The sequence below is a fragment of the Pseudomonas sp. FSL R10-0056 genome (assembly GCF_009600105.1).
In the GTDB taxonomy this organism is placed as follows: Bacteria; Pseudomonadota; Gammaproteobacteria; order Pseudomonadales; family Pseudomonadaceae; genus Aquipseudomonas; species Aquipseudomonas bubulae.
Window position 1 is genome coordinate 39,354 of record NZ_WIWL01000166.1, and the last position, 16,329, is coordinate 55,682.

At 59.7% G+C, this 16,329-nt stretch carries 18 protein-coding genes and 1 riboswitch; of the genes, 11 read left to right on the top strand and 7 right to left on the bottom strand.

Annotation, left to right across the window (positions count from 1 at the left end):
• Positions 1–30 precede the first annotated feature (30 nt).
• The 3 genes from GHO42_RS08675 to GHO42_RS08685 are packed head-to-tail and all read left to right on the top strand — an operon-like array spanning position 31 to position 2,635.
• Positions 31–1,746, top strand: a complete 1,716-nt coding sequence (locus GHO42_RS08675) for an ABC transporter ATP-binding protein/permease (RefSeq protein ID WP_153328062.1) — start codon at positions 31–33, stop codon at positions 1,744–1,746.
• A gap of 55 nt (positions 1,747–1,801) precedes the next feature.
• On the top strand, positions 1,802–2,296 hold the full coding sequence (locus GHO42_RS08680) for a hypothetical protein (RefSeq protein ID WP_095001567.1): 495 nt from the start codon (positions 1,802–1,804) through the stop codon (positions 2,294–2,296).
• 51 nt (positions 2,297–2,347) lie between these two features.
• Positions 2,348–2,635: a PA4642 family protein gene (locus GHO42_RS08685; protein ID WP_095001566.1), complete on the top strand. Its 288-nt coding sequence runs from the start codon at positions 2,348–2,350 to the stop codon at positions 2,633–2,635.
• A 262-nt stretch (positions 2,636–2,897) separates the two neighbouring features.
• On the opposite strand, the gene mqo is transcribed toward GHO42_RS08685, so the two are convergent.
• Both mqo and GHO42_RS08695 read right to left on the bottom strand, forming a co-directional pair.
• A complete protein-coding gene (mqo, locus tag GHO42_RS08690; RefSeq protein WP_153328061.1) occupies positions 2,898–4,406 on the bottom strand; it encodes a malate dehydrogenase (quinone) in 1,509 nt (502 codons plus the stop codon).
• Positions 4,407–5,099: 693 nt separating this feature from the next.
• Positions 5,100–5,333 (bottom strand): hypothetical protein, encoded by a 234-nt coding sequence (locus GHO42_RS08695; protein ID WP_095018287.1) that lies wholly within the window; start codon positions 5,331–5,333, stop codon positions 5,100–5,102.
• 156 nt (positions 5,334–5,489) lie between these two features.
• On the opposite strand from GHO42_RS08695, the gene GHO42_RS08700 reads away from it, so the two are divergent.
• Positions 5,490–6,074, top strand: coding sequence for a YajG family lipoprotein (locus GHO42_RS08700; RefSeq protein ID WP_095001563.1), 585 nt, complete (start codon positions 5,490–5,492; stop codon positions 6,072–6,074).
• A 59-nt stretch (positions 6,075–6,133) separates the two neighbouring features.
• Here the strand turns inward: GHO42_RS08700 and GHO42_RS08705 are convergent, their stop codons facing one another.
• Positions 6,134–6,340 carry a hypothetical protein gene (locus GHO42_RS08705; RefSeq protein ID WP_016779492.1) on the bottom strand — a complete coding sequence of 69 codons (207 nt, stop codon included), beginning with the start codon at positions 6,338–6,340 and terminating at the stop codon, positions 6,134–6,136.
• Between the two features lie 146 nt (positions 6,341–6,486).
• Positions 6,487–7,653 (bottom strand): 1-acyl-sn-glycerol-3-phosphate acyltransferase, encoded by a 1,167-nt coding sequence (locus GHO42_RS08710; protein WP_095020337.1) that lies wholly within the window; start codon positions 7,651–7,653, stop codon positions 6,487–6,489.
• Between the two features lie 105 nt (positions 7,654–7,758).
• Here GHO42_RS08710 and GHO42_RS08715 point away from each other — a divergent pair, with 105 nt between their 5' ends.
• Genes GHO42_RS08715 through GHO42_RS08730 form a run of 4 tightly spaced genes read left to right on the top strand, consistent with a single transcriptional unit; the run spans position 7,759 to position 9,745 of the window.
• Positions 7,759–7,941 (top strand): CPXCG motif-containing cysteine-rich protein, encoded by a 183-nt coding sequence (locus GHO42_RS08715; RefSeq protein WP_095001561.1) that lies wholly within the window; start codon positions 7,759–7,761, stop codon positions 7,939–7,941.
• Positions 7,942–7,953: 12 nt separating this feature from the next.
• On the top strand, positions 7,954–8,214 hold the full coding sequence (locus tag GHO42_RS08720) for a putative signal transducing protein (RefSeq protein WP_095001560.1): 261 nt from the start codon (positions 7,954–7,956) through the stop codon (positions 8,212–8,214).
• Between the two features lie 51 nt (positions 8,215–8,265).
• Complete coding sequence (locus GHO42_RS08725) at positions 8,266–8,892, top strand: SOS response-associated peptidase (RefSeq protein WP_095001559.1); 627 nt, start codon at positions 8,266–8,268, stop codon at positions 8,890–8,892.
• A gap of 34 nt (positions 8,893–8,926) precedes the next feature.
• Positions 8,927–9,745, top strand: coding sequence for a M48 family metallopeptidase (locus GHO42_RS08730; protein ID WP_095001558.1), 819 nt, complete (start codon positions 8,927–8,929; stop codon positions 9,743–9,745).
• A gap of 105 nt (positions 9,746–9,850) precedes the next feature.
• On the opposite strand, the gene GHO42_RS08735 is transcribed toward GHO42_RS08730, so the two are convergent.
• The 3 genes from GHO42_RS08735 to GHO42_RS08745 form a co-directional block, all read right to left on the bottom strand.
• Positions 9,851–10,435, bottom strand: a complete 585-nt coding sequence (locus GHO42_RS08735; protein WP_086799543.1) for a TMEM165/GDT1 family protein — start codon at positions 10,433–10,435, stop codon at positions 9,851–9,853.
• A gap of 91 nt (positions 10,436–10,526) precedes the next feature.
• Positions 10,527–10,646, bottom strand: a riboswitch (yybP-ykoY riboswitch).
• Positions 10,647–10,696: 50 nt separating this feature from the next.
• The gene (locus GHO42_RS08740) at positions 10,697–11,695 is read right to left on the bottom strand and encodes a class I SAM-dependent methyltransferase (protein ID WP_095001557.1); all 999 of its coding nucleotides are present in this window, start codon (positions 11,693–11,695) and stop codon (positions 10,697–10,699) included.
• A 30-nt stretch (positions 11,696–11,725) separates the two neighbouring features.
• Entirely contained in the window at positions 11,726–12,691 is a 966-nt protein-coding gene (locus GHO42_RS08745; protein WP_095031988.1) for a 2-hydroxyacid dehydrogenase, read from the bottom strand.
• Positions 12,692–12,771: 80 nt separating this feature from the next.
• Here GHO42_RS08745 and GHO42_RS08750 point away from each other — a divergent pair, with 80 nt between their 5' ends.
• The 3 genes from GHO42_RS08750 (at position 12,772) to GHO42_RS08760 (ending at position 16,178) form a co-directional block, all read left to right on the top strand.
• On the top strand, positions 12,772–13,401 hold the full coding sequence (locus GHO42_RS08750; protein ID WP_016779501.1) for a LysE family translocator: 630 nt from the start codon (positions 12,772–12,774) through the stop codon (positions 13,399–13,401).
• Positions 13,402–13,542: 141 nt separating this feature from the next.
• Positions 13,543–15,300, top strand: a complete 1,758-nt coding sequence (locus GHO42_RS08755; RefSeq protein ID WP_133144786.1) for a DUF1302 domain-containing protein — start codon at positions 13,543–13,545, stop codon at positions 15,298–15,300.
• Positions 15,301–15,455: 155 nt separating this feature from the next.
• Positions 15,456–16,178: an OmpA family protein gene (locus GHO42_RS08760; protein WP_095001554.1), complete on the top strand. Its 723-nt coding sequence runs from the start codon at positions 15,456–15,458 to the stop codon at positions 16,176–16,178.
• Positions 16,179–16,329 lie beyond the last annotated feature (151 nt).

Genomic DNA, 16,329 nt, shown 5'->3' on the forward strand with positions numbered 1-16,329 from the left:
GTTGCTCTTTACTCCGAACGAGCCTGAACGATGAATCAGAACGCCGAGCCTTCTGTAGTGAATGATGCTGTGCGTGGGGATTTCATCCCTCGGGTGTGGCGCCTCATAACCCCCTACTGGCGCAGTGAAGAACGCGCCAGGGCGTGGTTGCTGTTGATCGCCGTAGTTGCCTTGTCGCTGGTCAGCGTGGGCATTTCGGTGTGGATCAACCACTGGTACAAGGACTTCTACAATGCCCTGGAAAACAAGGACGCCAAGGCGTTCTGGAGCCTGATCGGCTACTTCGGCATCATTGCCGCGGCGGGTATTGTCGGCGCGGTGTATCGGCTCTATTTGACCCAGATGCTGACCATTCGCTGGCGCCGCTGGCTTACCGAGCAGCACTTCGCACGCTGGCTGGCCCACAAGAACTATTACCAGCTGGAGCAGGGCGGCTATACCGACAACCCTGACCAGCGCATCAGTGAAGATATCAATTCGTTCACCGACAGCACCTTGACCCTGGGCCTGGGGCTGATCCGTAACGTGGTCAGCCTGGTGTCGTTTTCGATCATCCTGTGGGGCGTTTCGGGCAGCATCGAAGTCTTTGGCGTCACCATCCCCGGCTATATGTTCTGGTGCGCGCTGTTGTATGCCGCCGTGGGCAGTTGGCTGGCGCATCTGATCGGTCGGCGGCTGATTGGCTTGAGCAACCAGCAACAGCGCTTCGAAGCTGGCTTGCGTTTCTCGATGGTGCGGGTGCGCGAGAATGCCGAGAGCATTGCCTTGTACAACGGCGAAACCAATGAGCATGAGCAACTGAGCACGCGTTTCAACAAGGTCTGGAAAAACTTCTGGACGCAAATGAAGGTACAAAAACGCCTGACGTTTTTCACCGCCGGTTACTCGCAGATCGCCATTATCTTTCCGTTTATCGTCGCGGCCCCGCGTTACTTTTCCGGCAAGATCGAGCTGGGTGAGCTGATGCAAATCAACTCGGCCTTCAGCAATGTGCAAGAGAACTTCAGCTGGTTTATCGATGCCTACGTGACTCTGGCGGCATGGCGTGCCACCTGCGACCGGTTGCTGAGTTTTCGTCAGGCCATGACCGACAACGAGCAGCGCAGCCCGGCGATTGATGTGCAGCATCTGGGCGAAAACTTGCAGATCCATGACTTGAGCCTGGATCTGGCCGATGGTCGCCCGCTGCTGCGTGACGCCAGCCTGCAGGTGCAGGAGGGCGAGAGGCTGATGCTCAGCGGTCGCTCCGGCAGTGGTAAGAGTACCTTGCTGCGGGCGATGGGCGGGCTTTGGCCTAGAGGGGGCGGGGCGATCTGCATGCCCCGCGAGCGTGCACTGTTTCTGCCGCAAAAACCCTACTTGCCCATAGGCACCTTGCGCGATGCCCTGAGTTATCCACAGACCGGGGACACCTACACCCTTGAGCGTTATGTAGAGGTGCTGCGTACTTGCCGGCTTGAGCACCTGATTCCCAAGCTTGATGAGATCAATCACTGGCAACGGTTGCTGTCCGGTGGTGAGCAGCAGCGCCTGGCTTTTGCCCGCGCGCTGCTGTATCGCCCGCAGTGGCTGTATATGGATGAATCAACCTCGGCAATGGACGAGGAAGACGAGGCCATGGTGTACCAGGCCCTGATCGATCAACTGCCGGGCTTGAGCATTGTCAGCGTGGGCCATCGCAGCAGCCTGGCGCGCTTTCATCCGCAGCATGTGCGGATCGTGGCGGGGCAGTTGGTTGCACAGTAGAAGAGGCGGGCGCGCGACATGCTAGAGTGCTGCTTCCCGTTTTCTGGAACCTGACATGAGTCTTCTATTTCGCAGTGTTGCCCTGAGCCTGCTGCTGGCCAGCCTGCCTCTGGCGGCGGCTCCTGTGGCCACACCGCTGTTGCACGGGCAGTTTCTGCCTGCCGATGATCTGCAAGTGCGCAGCGAAGTACCCGAGCAACAGCAGTTGATGCTGGTGACTTCGTACTCGGTGGTGGTGGGTAGCCAGCGCCAGTCCAATCAGCAGCCTATCCCGGTGACTTCGCCACTGCTGGTGCGCTTGAAGGGCAAGCCGATGAGCCAGGGCGCTACCGTGCGTCAGGTGCTGATTTCATTTGATGGCGAAAGCAAAAGCCTGAAAAAGCCCGTGTTCGACAGCAAGACGCGAACCCTGAGCTTGTCTTATCCACAGAGCCAGTACCGGGTCGTGATTGATTTGCTGCGCAATGACACGCTTTATGTCCAGTTCTTGACCTATGCCAATGGCCATATTTGGGCCGACTTGCACACCGGCAGCGTGCGCGCACGATAAGCCTTGGGTAAACTGCGGGCCCCGTGAAGTATCAACAGGCTGGAGCCGGACATGCGTAAAGACAAAAAGCAGTTGATTGGTGACGAGATCGGCGACGAGCAGATCAAGTTGTTCCTGGACTTTGAGCCTGTGGACGCTACTTCACCGTCGCTGCACAAACTGATCAAGGCTTATCGTGGCCTGCGCATCGATGACTTCGGGCGCTTCCTGGCTTTCTTCAAGGAAGCTGGCTACGACCTGGATGGCAAAGACGAACAGGGTCAGACGTTCGTGGACATCATCAAGGACCAGCGCAATGCTGACGACTACATCGAGCTGATCAACCAGGCTCGCGGTTGATCCACACCCTGTAGATACTCTGTTGCAGGTCAAGCCCTATTGTGGGAGCGAGCCTGCTCGCGAACGACCTTCGCGAGCAGGCTCGCTCCCACAGCTGCAGTGTTCCTGCAGCTGCTACGGATCTTGTTTCATGTTCTGATTCACGAGTTACCTTGCATTGGGCTTACGCCTTTGCAGTGCCCCGAATCAGGGCAACAAAAAAGCCCCTCGCCCTGAAATAGGGCGAGGGGCTTTTTATGACGCATGAAACGTCAATGTTGCATTAAGCGATACTGGTGCTGGCTGTTTTAGGCGTAACCAGTTTCAGCAGCTCGGAGTTGCGGGTGCTGATTTCGCGGTACAGGTCGGCGTCGGTTTCGAGGACCTTTTCCCGTGCAGGGAAGATTTCCTTGAGCTTGGTCGCCCACTCGCCCGTGGCTTTCTGCGCAAAGCAGCGCTCGATCAGGTCCAGCATGATCGAAACGGTTACCGAGGCGCCCGGCGAAGCCCCCAGCAGAGCGGCCAGCGAACCGTCTTTGGCCGCAACCAGTTCGGTACCGAACTGCAGCACACCGCCTTTTTTCGGGTCTTTCTTGATGATCTGTACCCGTTGCCCGGCAATCTCAAGACGCCAGTCTTCAGCCTTGGCCTGTGGATAGAAACGACGCAGGGACTCCAGGCGTTGTTCCATCGACTGGCGCACTTCGCTGACCAGGTACTTGGTCAGGTCCATGTTGTCGCGAGCCACGGCCAGCATCGGCCCGATATTGCCCAGACGGATCGACATCGGCAGGTCAAGGAACGAACCATGCTTGAGGAACTTGGTGGTGAAACCGGCATAAGGTCCGAACAGCAGCGACTTTTTGCCATCGACCACACGGGTGTCCAGGTGCGGCACCGACATCGGCGGAGAGCCGACGGCAGCCTGGCTGTAAACCTTGGCCTGATGCAGCTTGACCACTTCCGGGTTATCGCAACGCAGCCATTGGCCGCTGACCGGGAAGCCGCCATAGCCTTTGCTTTCTTCGATGCCCGAGGCTTGCAGCAGCGGCAAGGCCGCGCCACCGGCGCCCAGGAATACGAACTTGGCATCAACGTGGCGAGTATTGCCGCTGTTGGTGTCCTTGATGCTTACTGTCCAGCCGTTACCGTTACGCTTGAGGCCGGTGACTTTTTTGCTGTACTTGATCTGGGTGTCCGGTGCACTGGCCAGATGCTTGAGCAGTTGCTGGGTCAGGGCGCCGAAGTTGACATCGGTGCCATGTTCCACGCGGGTGGCCGAGATGAGCTGATCCGCAGGGCGGCCCGGCATCATCAGGGGCATCCACTCGGTCATTTTGGCCTTGTCTTCGGTGTATTCCATGTCGGCAAACGCATGGTGCTTGCTCAGCACGTCAAAGCGTTTTTTCAGGAACGACACGCCTTTTTCACCTTCAACGTAGCTCAGGTGAGGAACCGGGCTGATGAAGGACTTGCAGGAACCGAAGGTGCCTTTTTGCGCCAGGTAGGCCCAAAACTGTTTCGACACTTCGAACTGGGCATTGATATGCACAGCCTTTTTGATGTCGATCGAACCATCAGCCGCCTGCGGCGTGTAGTTCAGCTCACAAAGGCCGGCGTGACCGGTGCCTGCGTTGTTCCACGGGTTGGAACTCTCCGCAGCACCTGAGTCCATTTGCTCAACAACTTCCAGCTTAATGCCGGGGTCGAGCTCTTTGAGCAGTACGGCGAGGGTGGCACTCATGATGCCCGCCCCAACCAGTACTACGTCGACTGCTTCGTTATGCGCCATTAACGCGTCTCCAAAATCTACGGCACCAAATTGACGGCATAGCTGCCAGGTGTCCGGGGCGTGGTTCTGATTAGCCCCGGGCCACTCATGGCCAGGATCGCCATGTCCGATTCTTCGCAATTTCTTGCAACTTTAGCGGACGCCACCAACCGGGCCTTCAAGGTTCATATGAACGCATTTCAGTACTCGGGAGGCAATTCGACTTAATGTCTAGAGCGTCCGTTTGTGCAACCAAATCCGTAAGCGGACAGGCTTTCAGTCTCGTGCTGTGGAGCCGACTTCGATCCTGCTTGGTGAGGCAATATCAGACGCTAATGGTGCATGTTCAGACGCAAAACTTTTCATTTGCTCGCCACACTCTTGTGAAGTTGTGAAACCCGTTTTTTTCACGCTCTCTTGAAGACGTGAACCTCAAAAAAGGGCTACCGCACGCTGGGCACCGAACCAGTGGCCGAGCGTTGTGGCAGCTCTGGCAGACCATGCAGAAAGTGGGGGTTACGCAATGAAATTCAAGCGCGCCAGCTTCACATGATCTGTGTGGGCGGCTCTCTGTGGGCGGTTTTGGGGTGCCAATACAAGCGCATTAGCGATGTTGCGGGGCCCGATCAGGAGACGTCCTTATAATCGGGGGGAGATTGTAGCGAAGAAACGTGGGCAATTGATCCTGTTAAATGACTTTTATTGGTGCGCCGTTCAGAGGCCCGGCAGCGGGTGCCCTGACGAATGCCTTGCGGGCGAGGCAATACGGGCGTTGGCAGGTAGCACCTGGTGCAACCAGTTAAGACGGATTTCTTCGATTTCGACCCAGCTGTCGCCGACCGGCGGTTGTTTGCACTGCTTGAAGGCCTGGCAGCGACCTGCCGAATCCAGGCGGGCGAAGCAGCGCTCGGGGCGGTTGAAGCCGAGCAGGGTCAAGAGCATGTTCATGGCGGCACCTGTTGAGTCAGTCGTCGAGACTATGCCCTGTGCAGGTGACATACGGATGAATTGGCGATGACAGGCGGGTGACGGCAAGCCGCTAGTTCGCAGGCGTCCGGCACCCTATACTGACGGCCTGTTATACCCAGTCCTGGAGAGATAAGCATGTTGCAACGCCTGTTGTTCGGTTTGATTACTGTGACCAGTTTGACCCTGGTCGGCTGCGCCCACAGCCCGCAACAACTCAGCCCGCAACCTAAGCTGACCACCCAGCTTGCGCCAGTGGGTCGTGGCCAGCCGGTGGTTGTGCGTGTGGTGGACGGTCGTCCTTCCCCAACCCTGGGGACCCGTGGTGGCATGTACCCCGAGACCAGCGCGATCAGCGTCAGCAGTGCCGACCTGGTTCCCAAGCTGCAAGCCCAGGCTGAAGCAGCCGTGCGCTTGCTGGGTTTCACCCCGACAGCCAATGCGATGAACGCGCCAACGCTGACCGTGACCCTGGCCGAACTCAAGTATCAGTCGCCCAAGGACACCATGTACGTGACTGAAGCCACCATTGGCGCGACCTTCCGTTCCGATGTGAAGAACGGTGGTCGTACCTACAGCGGCCGTTATGGCGCGTCCCTGGATCAGCGCTTCGGCATGGCGCCGAACCAGGAGACCAACACCAAGCTGGTGAGCGATGTGTTGAGTGATGCCCTGACCCGTGTGTTCAAGGACCCGTCCATCGGTCGTTTGCTCAGCGAGTAAGCCGGCAAAATAAAAAAGCCCGAACTCAGTGAGCTCGGGCTTTTTTGTGTTCGAAACATTCAGGCCGCTTCGGCATACAGCTCCAGGCGGCTGACGCCGGTGAGCAGGTCCGTCTCGGGCAGGTCGGCATGGGCGTGGCCGCTCAGGGCGCAGTAAACCAGCCAGTGGCGGTCTTGCACGTTAAAGGCCAAGCCCTCGATCAATGCCTGTTGTTCGTCGCTGGGCGCGATAAGGTAAAGGCGGTCCTGGTTTTCTGCGTGCAGCATGACAAGCTCCGTGTCGGTGTCGAGGGGCCACAGAGTGGCCTCTCAATATGACGATACGGTGACAGCAGAATTTAAGCCCTTCTGTGGGAGCGAGCCTGCTCGCGAACAACCTTCGCGAGCAGGCTCGCTCCCACGGGTTTATTGGGTTACAGCGCCAGGCCAGCCTTGATCCGATACTGGTTACGCACCGGCATCGCGTATTGCAGCACCAGATACGGACGGTGCTCGGCCGGGCAGGCGTCCAGGCGGCGTTGCCATTCTTCCTGGGCCTTGGCCAGTTCTTCGGCACCGAATACCTCTGCGGCCGTCGGCACTTGTAACTCGGGGTCGTGGTCGCTCCACTGCGCATACGCCAGGTAGTGCGCGGGGAACAGGCGGTAGCCACCGAGGATATGACGATCCATTTCGGCGGCCAGCAATTTGCTGTCTTCGAACAACTCGGTCACCGGCGCCCCGAAGTTCACGTGCACGCGACCCTTGTAGCCGGTAATGCCGTTGGCGATGCTGGTGTCGTCCTCGCCAGGAGCCTTGCTGTAGGTGCCGGTAGTGGCGCGGATAAACAGCTCGCGGGCCTTGGCCTGGTCACAAGGGTCGTATTCGTAGCTGATGGAAACCGGGGTCAGGTTCAATGACTGAATGACCTCGGCAAACGGCTCGTTTTTACGGCTCATATGAAACATCTTGAGGATCGCCGAATCGGTACGGTCATCACCGTCCTTGGCCCGGCCTTCAGCCTGGGCGATCCAGATTGACTGGCAGTCGTTGCGGATCGAGTGGTTGATGTATGCCGACAGCAGTTGATAAGCCGCGAGCTTTTCCCGGCGCCCGGTGATCGAGCGGTGCACGATAAAGCTCTTGTTCAGGCGCATCAGATCGCTGACAAACGGCTTTTGCAGCAGGTTGTCGCCAATGGCGATGCGCGGCGTTGGCAGGCCGGCGTGGTACACGGCGTAATTGACGAACGCCGGGTCCATCACGATATCGCGGTGGTTGGCCAGAAACAGGTAGGCGCTGCCGGATTTCAGTTGCTCGACGCCGGTATAGGTTACGCCGTCGGTGGCATGTTCGATGGTGCGATCGACGTACACCTCGACCTTGTCCTGCAGGGCCGCGACCGAATTGACGCTGGCGAACTCTTTGCGCAGGCGATGAGCTATAAGTGGTTTTAACAGCCAACCGAAAGCGCCAGCCAGGCGCGGAAAGCGAAAGTGGGTCAGGATATCCAGAAACGCCTTGTCGCTGAGCAGCCGGGCCAGCACTGCTGGTACTTCGGCGTCGTCGTAAGGTCGGATGCTATCGAATTGGCCCATCATGCTCTCTTGTTGGAAACGACTAGGGTTGGTACGCAGGGCAGGGCAAAAATAATAGCCCTGCTAATAGACCGGCGATTATACGCACAAGTCACTCTGGAGACCGCGATGCTTGAAACTGAACACTATGAATGCCCCTATTGCGGCGAGCCGGCTGAAGCGGTGCTCGACCTGTCGGGGGGTGATCAGAGCTACATCGAAGACTGCCCGGTGTGCTGTCGGCCGATCCTTTTTCACCTTCAGACCGATGGCCATGAATGGATGCTCGATGTGCATACCGAGAATGAGTAGTGAGTGAAGACCATGCAACGCATCTACGAGCCGGAAAACCTGATGGAAGCCGAACTGTTGCTGGGCATGCTGGCCAGTGAAGGGGTCGAGGCCCGGCTACAGGGCCGTGATCTGGTCGGCGCCACGGGGGAGCTGCCGGTGTTCGGCTTGCTCGGCCTGGCGGTGGCCAATGATCGGGCGCAATACGCACGGGAGTTGATCGATGCGTACAATGCCGCGTCACCGGTGGCTGGTGATGAGCCTGAGAGTTTCCCCGATGTGCTGGATTGCTGATGCCAGCGACGGTTTATTCATTGCTATACAAAAGAAGAGTTGTGCTGCCCCATGTGTGGACGTTTTGCCCTGTTTCGCTGGAACCCTGCATTTGCAGCCTTGCCCGGTTTCCCGGCGGATCAGCAGGCCCAGTGGAATATTTCGCCGAATGATTCGGTATTGATTCTGCGCGCCGGTGCTGAGCCTGGCCAGCGAGAGCTGGCGCGAGCGCGCTGGGGCCTGACCCCGGCGTGGCTGACCGACCTGTCACGGACTCCGGCCCATGCCCGTGCTGAAACCGTGGCCGAGCAGCCCATGTTCCGCGATGCCTTGCGTGAGCGCCGCTGCCTGATCCCGGCCAACGGCTTTTATGAATGGCGCGGCACGACCCGTAAACGCCCCTACTGGCTGACGCCGGGTGAAGGCTCCTCGCTGTTTTTTGCCGGTATCTGGGAGGCATACCCCGTTGAGGGGCATGTGTGGCTGAGCACCGCCGTGATTACACAGGCAGCGGCCAGCCAGCGTCGCCCGCTGATTCTGGATGAGGCCGGCCAGCAGGCCTGGCTTGACCCTCAGACTCCGCTGCAGGCCTTGCAGGCGCTGCTGGCCAGTGCGCAGATGCCGCTGCGAGAAAGACCGCTGGCCAATCTGGTCAACGATCCAAAACTCAACGCGCCCGAGTGCCTGACACCGGGTTGAGATACGATACGCGCCATCTTTATGGAGACTTTTGATGGGTAAGTTAGCGGTAGTGTGCGCCGTGGGCGCCGGGTTGTTGCTGGGTGGATGCCAGGCGGTGAATACCACCAATGGCGGCGCCGTGGGCGTAGAGCGCAAGCAGTACATGTTCAGCATGCTGTCGAGCCAGCAGGTTGACCAGATGTACGCCCAGTCGTATCAACAGACCGTCAGCGAGGCGGGCACCAAGGGCGTCCTGGACAAGACCAGCGCCAACGCCAGGCGCCTGCAGGCGATCGCCAACCGACTGATTGCCCAGGCGCCGGCCTTTCGCCCGGATGCCGCGCAATGGAACTGGGAAGTCAACCTGATCAAGAGTGACGAGCTCAACGCCAACTGCGGCCCTGGCGGCAAGATCATCTTTTATAGCGGGATCATCGAGCAACTCAAACTGAGTGACGATGAAATTGCCGCGATCATGGGCCATGAAATTGCCCACGCCTTGCGTGAGCACGGGCGTGAATCCATGTCCAAGGCCTATGGCATCGAAATCGCCAAGCAGGGTGCTGGCGCCTTGTTGGGCCTGGGCCAGGACAGCCTGGGCCTGGCCGACACGGTGGTGAACTACAGCCTGACCTTGCCCAACAGCCGCAGCAATGAAAACGAAGCGGACCTGATCGGTCTGGAGCTGGCAGCCCGTGCGGGCTACAACCCGAATGCGGCGATCACCCTGTGGCAGAAAATGGCTCAGCAATCACAGAATGCGCCGCCTGAATTCATGAGCACCCACCCGGCTTCAAGCAGCCGGATTGCTGCGCTGGAGGCGGCCATTCCGAAGGTGATGCCGCTGTATCAGCAAGCGCCGAAATCGTGACGCTTGTTGTGGGGGCGGGCTTGCTCGCGATGGCGTCTACGCGGTTCAACTGAAAGACCGCAGTGCCTGTATCGCGAGCAAGCCCGCTCCCACACAAAGTGTGGGTTACACCCAGCCGCTGATCTGCATCGCCTTGTACACGGCCACTACAGCCAGTACTACGAACGCGGTGGCAGCCAGTCTGCGGATCAGGGTCAACGGCAGTTTGTCAGCGGCAAAGTTGCCCGCCAAAACCACCGGCACGTTGGCAATCAGCATGCCCAGGGTTGTACCGATAATCACCAGCCACAGATCCGGGTATTGTGCGGCGAGCATCACCGTCGCCACTTGGGTCTTGTCACCGATTTCGGCAATGAAGAAGGTGATCAATGTGGTCACGAACGGCCCGTACTTGCGTGCGGTGCTGGCTTCGTCGTCGTCCATCTTGTCCGGCACCAGGGTCCACAGCGCGGTGGCGGTAAAGCTCGCGGCGAGGATCCAGTGCAGCATGGCGTCACTGAAGAACGTGCTGAACCAGGCGCCTACAGCACCGGCGGCGGCATGGTTGGCCAGGGTCGCGACCACGATACCGGCGATTATCGGCCAGGGTTTGCGAAAGCGTGCGGCCAGAATAAGGGCGAGCAGTTGCGTCTTGTCGCCGATTTCGGCCAAGGCAACGATTGCAGTAGGGACAAGCAGGGAATCGAGCATCATCAGGTGGTTTCCAGGGGCGGGTCGACACGGCTATGACACGTACAGCCTCCCCGCCCCGGGTAAGGTGTTCGTGTCATAGGTCTTGTCAAACCCCGGTCCGTCTGTGCGGACACCTGGGTCGCATACGCCATGGTCTGTTGACCAAGTATGTTGACGTATGCCGGACGAGCTTGACGCTCGTGGGAGACTACTCCCCTAGGACGGAGCGGATTCTGCCTAGGCAAATCCGATCCGGCAAGCTCTTATTTTTCCGCAGGCTCAACGGCGCTTGGCGCTGTAAATCCGGAAACCCTGGCCCTCGGCCTTGACCGTGCAGGCACCGAAATGCTCTTCGATCAGCGGTTGATATCGCAGGAAGCTGTTGGCGACAATCCGTAGTTCGCCACCTGATTTCAGATGTTTCACTGCTTTTTGCAGCAAGTTTTCGGTGGCGTGGTAATCGGTATGCACCCCCACGTGGAACGGCGGGTTGCTCAGAATCGTGTTCAAACCCATGGGCGCGGCGTCGATGCCGTTGCCGGTAATCACTTCCCCTTCCAGACCGTTGGCCGCCAGGGTCAAACGGCTGCTGGCGGTGGCGAAGGCATCCACGTCGAGCAGGGTGACGTTGTTGTGCGGGTAGCGGCGCTTGACCGCAGCCCCGAGCACGCCCGCACCGCAGCCGAAGTCCAGCACGTGGCCGCTGGGCAACTTGTCCAGATGCTCAAGCAGCAGGGCGCTGCCGCGATCCAGGCGACCGTGGCTGAACACGCCCGGCAGGCTCACGACCTTGAGCGGGCCTTCGGGCAGCGGCAGTTCGTAATGTTGCGCCAGATCGTGCAGTACCGGCACGGGCGGGGCGTTATCCACCGTCACTTGCCACAGCTGGCAATGCCGCGCGCTGTCGAGTTTGCGTGGCTTGCCGAACGGGATCAACTGTTTGGACGCGCCTTCAATGCCACCCTTTTTTTCACCGACCAGAAACACGTCGGCACCCGGCAGGCGGGCGGCCACGGCCTTGAGCACGTAGTCGCTCAGTTCCTTGGACTTGGGCAGGAACACCACGGCGGTGTCGAACGCCCGCTCAGGGATATCGACACCGAACTGCACACGCCCGGCAAAGCGGGCGTCGAGCGCGGCCTGGTCGCCGGCATGCCAGCACCAGCCATGGGCATCGGGCAACTCGCCCAGCAGTTCGTCAGCGGGCAAGCCGACCAATAGCACCGAGCCTTGAAAGTATTCAGGCTGACGAAGCAGTACTTCACTGCGCGGATCCATAATCTGCTCCTCAAAAAGGGGCGCAGTCTATCAACTGACGACCCGCAGCGCTGTACCGTTGAAGAACGCTTCGGCATTTTGCGCCAGTTGGCCGACGATGCGCTGGCGTGCTTCACGACTGCCCCAGGCACTGTGCGGGGTGATGATCAGGCGCGGAATGTCGGCCCCCAGCAATGGGTTGCCGTCGCGTGGTGGTTCGACGCTGAGCACGTCGGTGGCCGCGCCACCCAGATGGCCGCTACGCAGGGCGTCGGCGAGTGCCTGTTCGTCGATCATGCCGCCACGTGCGGTATTGACCACAAAGGCCCCGGGTTTGAGCAGTGCCAGTTCGCGGGCGCCGATAAAATTACGCGTATGCTCGGTGAGCGGGCAGTGAAAGGTCAGCGCGTCGACCTGGGGCAGCAGTTCGTCCAGCGTCAGGCGCCCGGCACGGGCCGGGCGCCCCGGGATCTGGCCGATCAGCACGCGCATGCCGAAGGCTTCGGCCAGTTTCGCGACCGCACTGCCCAGCTCGCCGTGACCGAACAGGCCCAGGGTCTTGCCTTCCAGCTCGACAATCGGGAAGTCCAGCAGGCAGAACTGCTTCGCTTGCTGCCACTGGCCGTCGGCCACGGCCTTGTTGTAATCGACCAGGCGCGTAGCCAGTGCCAGCAGCAGGCCGAGGGTGTGCTGCGCCACCGATGGCGTGCCGTAGCCCTGGCAGTTGGCCACGGTGATCCCCAGGGCTCGGGCGGCCTCAAGGTCGACGTTGTTGGTGCCGGTGGCTGCCACCAGAATCAACTTCAGCTCCGGGCAGGCAGCCAGGGTCTGGGCGTTGAGCAGCGCTTTGTTGCTGATGGCCACACTGACGCCTTGCAGACGCTCGATCACATTGGTTGGCGTGGTGTCTGCGCACAGCTGCAAGTCGCCGAAGCTGCGACGCAGCGGGTCGAGGTCGAGATCGCCCAGGTCCAGTGAGGTGTAATCAAGGAATACGGCGCGCTGAGTGTTAGTCATCAACTGTACCTTTTGTGCTGTGAAATGAAGGCGTAATGTGGCGAGCCTAACAGAAGAAACAATTTGTAATGGAGCCGTGCATGTACTGGACAGAATTTTTGACCGTAGCCTTGATTCACCTGTTGGCGGTGGCCAGCCCCGGGCCTGATTTTGCCGTGGTAGTACGCGAGAGCGTCACTCACGGCCGCCGTGCCGGGATGTTTACCGCGTTTGGTGTGGGCACGGCGATTTTTGTCCATGTCGGCTATTCATTGCTGGGTATCGGCATCATCGTGTCGCAATCGATTGTCCTGTTCAACGCCCTGAAATGGCTGGCAGCGGCTTATCTGCTGTATATCGGCATCAAGGCACTGCGGGCCAAACCGGCCGATCCTGCGGCGTTGGCGGCCAGCTTGCCGGTGGGCGAGCGCACGGCACGCGGGGCTTTCACGTCGGGCTTTGTGACCAACGGCCTGAACCCCAAGGCGACGCTGTTTTTCCTGTCGCTGTTTACCGTGGTGATCAACCCGCACACCCCGCTGTCGATCCAGGCCGGTTATGGCGTGTACCTGGCAGTGGCAACCGGTGTGTGGTTCTGCATGGTCGCGATGCTGTTCAGCCATCAGCGCGTGCGTACAGGCTTTGCCCGCATGGGTCACTGGTTTGACCGCACCATGGGGGCGGTACTGGTGGCGTTGGGCGTGAAACTGGCGTTTACCGAGATGCATTGACACACCTTGGTTCCGTAGCAGCTGCCGAGGAACGAAGGCTGCGTCCGGCAGCAGCTACGGGGAGATGGTCGGGTTCTTGTCAAAATCTGGATTTGCTTCATCCTTGCGGGCTTATTGCAGTGTGCCCACGGAGAAGTATCGATGTCCTCAGTCCACCGGTCCTGGCGCAGCGCCAGGCTGGCGCTGGCAGTCAGCCTTGCGTCGACGTCCGCTTGGGGCGTGAGCTTCAATGTCGGCCCGGTTGAGGGGCAGATCGATACCGAGCTGTCCATCGGCGCCAGTTGGTCCACCGCCAGGGCCGACAGCAAACTGATAGGCGCCAACAATGGCGGCACGGGGCAATCGGCCATTTCGGACGATGGCCGCCTTAACTTCAAACGCGGCGAAACTTTTTCGAAAATCTTTACCGGCATGCACGCACTGGAACTCAAGTACGGCGACAGCGGCCTGTATGTGCGCGGCAAGTATTGGTATGACTTCGAGTTGCAGGACGACAGCCGCCCCTTCAAGCCCATCAGTGACTCAGGCCGCCGAGCCAGCGCGCAATCGGCCGGCGCGCAACTGCTCGATGCGTTCGTTTACCACAACTACGCCATTGCCGATCAGCCCGGCGCAGTCCGCTTGGGTAAACAGGTGGTCAGTTGGGGCGAAAGTGCGTTTATCGGTGGCGGCATCAATGCGATCAACCCCACCGACCCTGCCGCCTATCGTCGGCCTGGCACTGAGTTCAAAGATGGCCTGGTGCCGGTCAACCTGTTCTATCTCTCGCAAAACCTGACCGACAACCTGTCGGCTGAAGCCTTTTATCAGCTGGATTGGGAGCCGTCCGAAGCGGACAACTGCGGGACGTTTTTCTCCCGGTCAGACGTGATGGCTGACGGCTGCAGCGGCAATTACCGGGTCATGAGCAAGCGTTCGGCACTCGATGTGGCCGACCTCGCCGCGCTGACCGGTGCCGGGGTTGAGGTGAACGAGGAGGGCGTGCTGGTACGCCGTGGCGCCAATCGTTATGCGCGCAACAGCGGGCAGTTCGGGGTGGCCATGCACTATGTGTTCGAGCCGCTGGGCACCGAGTTCGGTGCCTACTTCATGAACTACCACAGTCGCGACCCGATCCTCAGCGCCAGCGCGGCGCCGCAGTCGGCCTATAACGCGGCAGCAGGCGCCGGAGGGCTGGCGCCGATGGTTGTTGCCGGCAATTCGGGCTATTACGTTGAATACCCTGAAGACATCCGCCTTTACGGCCTGAGCTTCTCCACCACTTTATCCACAGGCACGGCCTGGAAGGGCGAGTTGAGTTACCGTCCCAATGCGCCGGTGCAACTCAACAGCAACGACTTGCTGTACGCCAATGTCACGTTGCTGCCCGGGCTTGCCGATGCATCGCCACTGAGCGTCACTCCCGGCGCAGATGTGCAGGGCTATCGGCGCAAGGAAGTCACCCGGTTCCAGACGTCCCTCAGCCATGTGTTCGACAACGCGATGGGTGCCGATCACCTGACCGTGACCGGTGAAGTGGGGGTGACCCGGGTTGGTGGCCTGGATAGCCCTTCAGGGCTGCGTTACGGGCGTGATCCGGTGTTTGGCTCTGAAGGTAATGACGGCTTCACCACGGCCACCTCCTGGGGCTACCGTGGACGCGCCGTGTGGGAATACAGAAGCGTTGTTCCCGGGGTGAACCTCAAGCCCAATCTGGGCTGGTCCCATGATGTCAGCGGCTATTCGCCGGGGCCCGATGCCAGCTTCGAAGAGGGCCGCAAAGCCATCTCCCTGGGGCTGGAGGGTGACTATCAAAGCACCTACACCGGCAGCCTGTCGTACACCAATTTTTTTGGTGGGCGCTACAACACCCTCAGTGACCGCGACTTTGTGGCGCTGACGATGGGTGTGAAGTTCTAGGCCGGAATTTGTTGGGAGGCGTTCGGGCGACTATTGTTTGTGGGGTGCGAATGTTTACGACCCAAGGAATTTTTACCGTTGGTCGTGTTCCAAGATTTATAAAGGTCTAATGCCAATGGCCTTTGCCCCTAGAAAGATTGATCAGGAGCTTCACCATGTTCATTTCGCGTCGTTTGATTGTTGCTGCAAGTGCGGTGGCCTTGCTGGCTGGCTGCGCTACGCCTAACCCGTATGACAACCAGGGCCAGGGGTCTTCCGGGACGGGCTTGAGCAAGACTGCCACCTACGGTGGCCTGGGGGCTCTGGCGGGTGCTGTGGCGGGTGCTGCCATCGACCATAACAACCGTGGCAAGGGCGCGCTGATCGGTGCTGCCGTGGCAGGCCTGGGTGCAGCCGGTTATGGCTATTACGCCGACAAGCAGGAAGCAGCCCTGCGTGCGAGCATGGCCAACACGGGCGTTGAAGTTCAGCGTCAGGGCGACAACATCACCCTGGTGATGCCAGGCAACATTACCTTCGCGACCAACTCGGCCAACATTGCGCCCAGCTTCTATCAGCCGCTGAACAACCTGGCGAATTCGCTCAAGCAGTTCAACAACCAGAACCTGATCCAGATCGTGGGTTACACCGACAGCACCGGTAACTACAACTACAACATGCAGCTTTCCCAGCAGCGTGCGCAAAGCGTAGCGACCTACCTGACGTCTCAAGGTGTGAGCGGCCAGTACCTGTCAGTCAAAGGTATGGGCCCGGCTGATCCGATTGCCAGCAACGCCACCGCAGATGGCCGCGCACAGAACCGTCGCGTACAAGTGACACTGGCGCCAATCCCGGGCATGCAATACCAGCAGCCGGGTCAGGTGCAGCAGTACCCTTGATCATTACCTCGTAGCAGCTGCCGAAGGCTGCGTTCGGCTGCGCAGCAGTCGTAAACCCTGAGTGCGGGGTTTGGCTGATATTGCGACGACTTCGTCGTCGAACGCAGCCTGCGGCAGCGGCTACGGGGGGGCGCAAGACACACAACAAAAA

Coding starts and splice junctions, on each gene's coding strand:
- GHO42_RS08675 (WP_153328062.1), top strand. CDS start 31: ATGAATCAGAACGCCGAGCCTTCTGTAGTGAATGATGCTGTGCGTGGG.
- GHO42_RS08695 (WP_095018287.1), bottom strand. CDS start 5,333: ATGAACATGCTCTTGACCCTGCTCGGCTTCAACCGCCCCGAGCGCTGC.
- GHO42_RS08725 (WP_095001559.1), top strand. CDS start 8,266: ATGTGTGGACGTTTTGCCCTGTTTCGCTGGAACCCTGCATTTGCAGCC.
- GHO42_RS08730 (WP_095001558.1), top strand. CDS start 8,927: ATGGGTAAGTTAGCGGTAGTGTGCGCCGTGGGCGCCGGGTTGTTGCTG.
- GHO42_RS08755 (WP_133144786.1), top strand. CDS start 13,543: ATGTCCTCAGTCCACCGGTCCTGGCGCAGCGCCAGGCTGGCGCTGGCA.
- mqo (WP_153328061.1), bottom strand. CDS start 4,406: ATGGCGCATAACGAAGCAGTCGACGTAGTACTGGTTGGGGCGGGCATC.
- GHO42_RS08760 (WP_095001554.1), top strand. CDS start 15,456: ATGTTCATTTCGCGTCGTTTGATTGTTGCTGCAAGTGCGGTGGCCTTG.
- GHO42_RS08680 (WP_095001567.1), top strand. CDS start 1,802: ATGAGTCTTCTATTTCGCAGTGTTGCCCTGAGCCTGCTGCTGGCCAGC.
- GHO42_RS08740 (WP_095001557.1), bottom strand. CDS start 11,695: ATGGATCCGCGCAGTGAAGTACTGCTTCGTCAGCCTGAATACTTTCAA.
- GHO42_RS08750 (WP_016779501.1), top strand. CDS start 12,772: ATGTACTGGACAGAATTTTTGACCGTAGCCTTGATTCACCTGTTGGCG.
- GHO42_RS08715 (WP_095001561.1), top strand. CDS start 7,759: ATGCTTGAAACTGAACACTATGAATGCCCCTATTGCGGCGAGCCGGCT.
- GHO42_RS08700 (WP_095001563.1), top strand. CDS start 5,490: ATGTTGCAACGCCTGTTGTTCGGTTTGATTACTGTGACCAGTTTGACC.
- GHO42_RS08685 (WP_095001566.1), top strand. CDS start 2,348: ATGCGTAAAGACAAAAAGCAGTTGATTGGTGACGAGATCGGCGACGAG.
- GHO42_RS08735 (WP_086799543.1), bottom strand. CDS start 10,435: ATGCTCGATTCCCTGCTTGTCCCTACTGCAATCGTTGCCTTGGCCGAA.
- GHO42_RS08720 (WP_095001560.1), top strand. CDS start 7,954: ATGCAACGCATCTACGAGCCGGAAAACCTGATGGAAGCCGAACTGTTG.
- GHO42_RS08710 (WP_095020337.1), bottom strand. CDS start 7,653: ATGATGGGCCAATTCGATAGCATCCGACCTTACGACGACGCCGAAGTA.
- GHO42_RS08705 (WP_016779492.1), bottom strand. CDS start 6,340: ATGCTGCACGCAGAAAACCAGGACCGCCTTTACCTTATCGCGCCCAGC.
- GHO42_RS08745 (WP_095031988.1), bottom strand. CDS start 12,691: ATGACTAACACTCAGCGCGCCGTATTCCTTGATTACACCTCACTGGAC.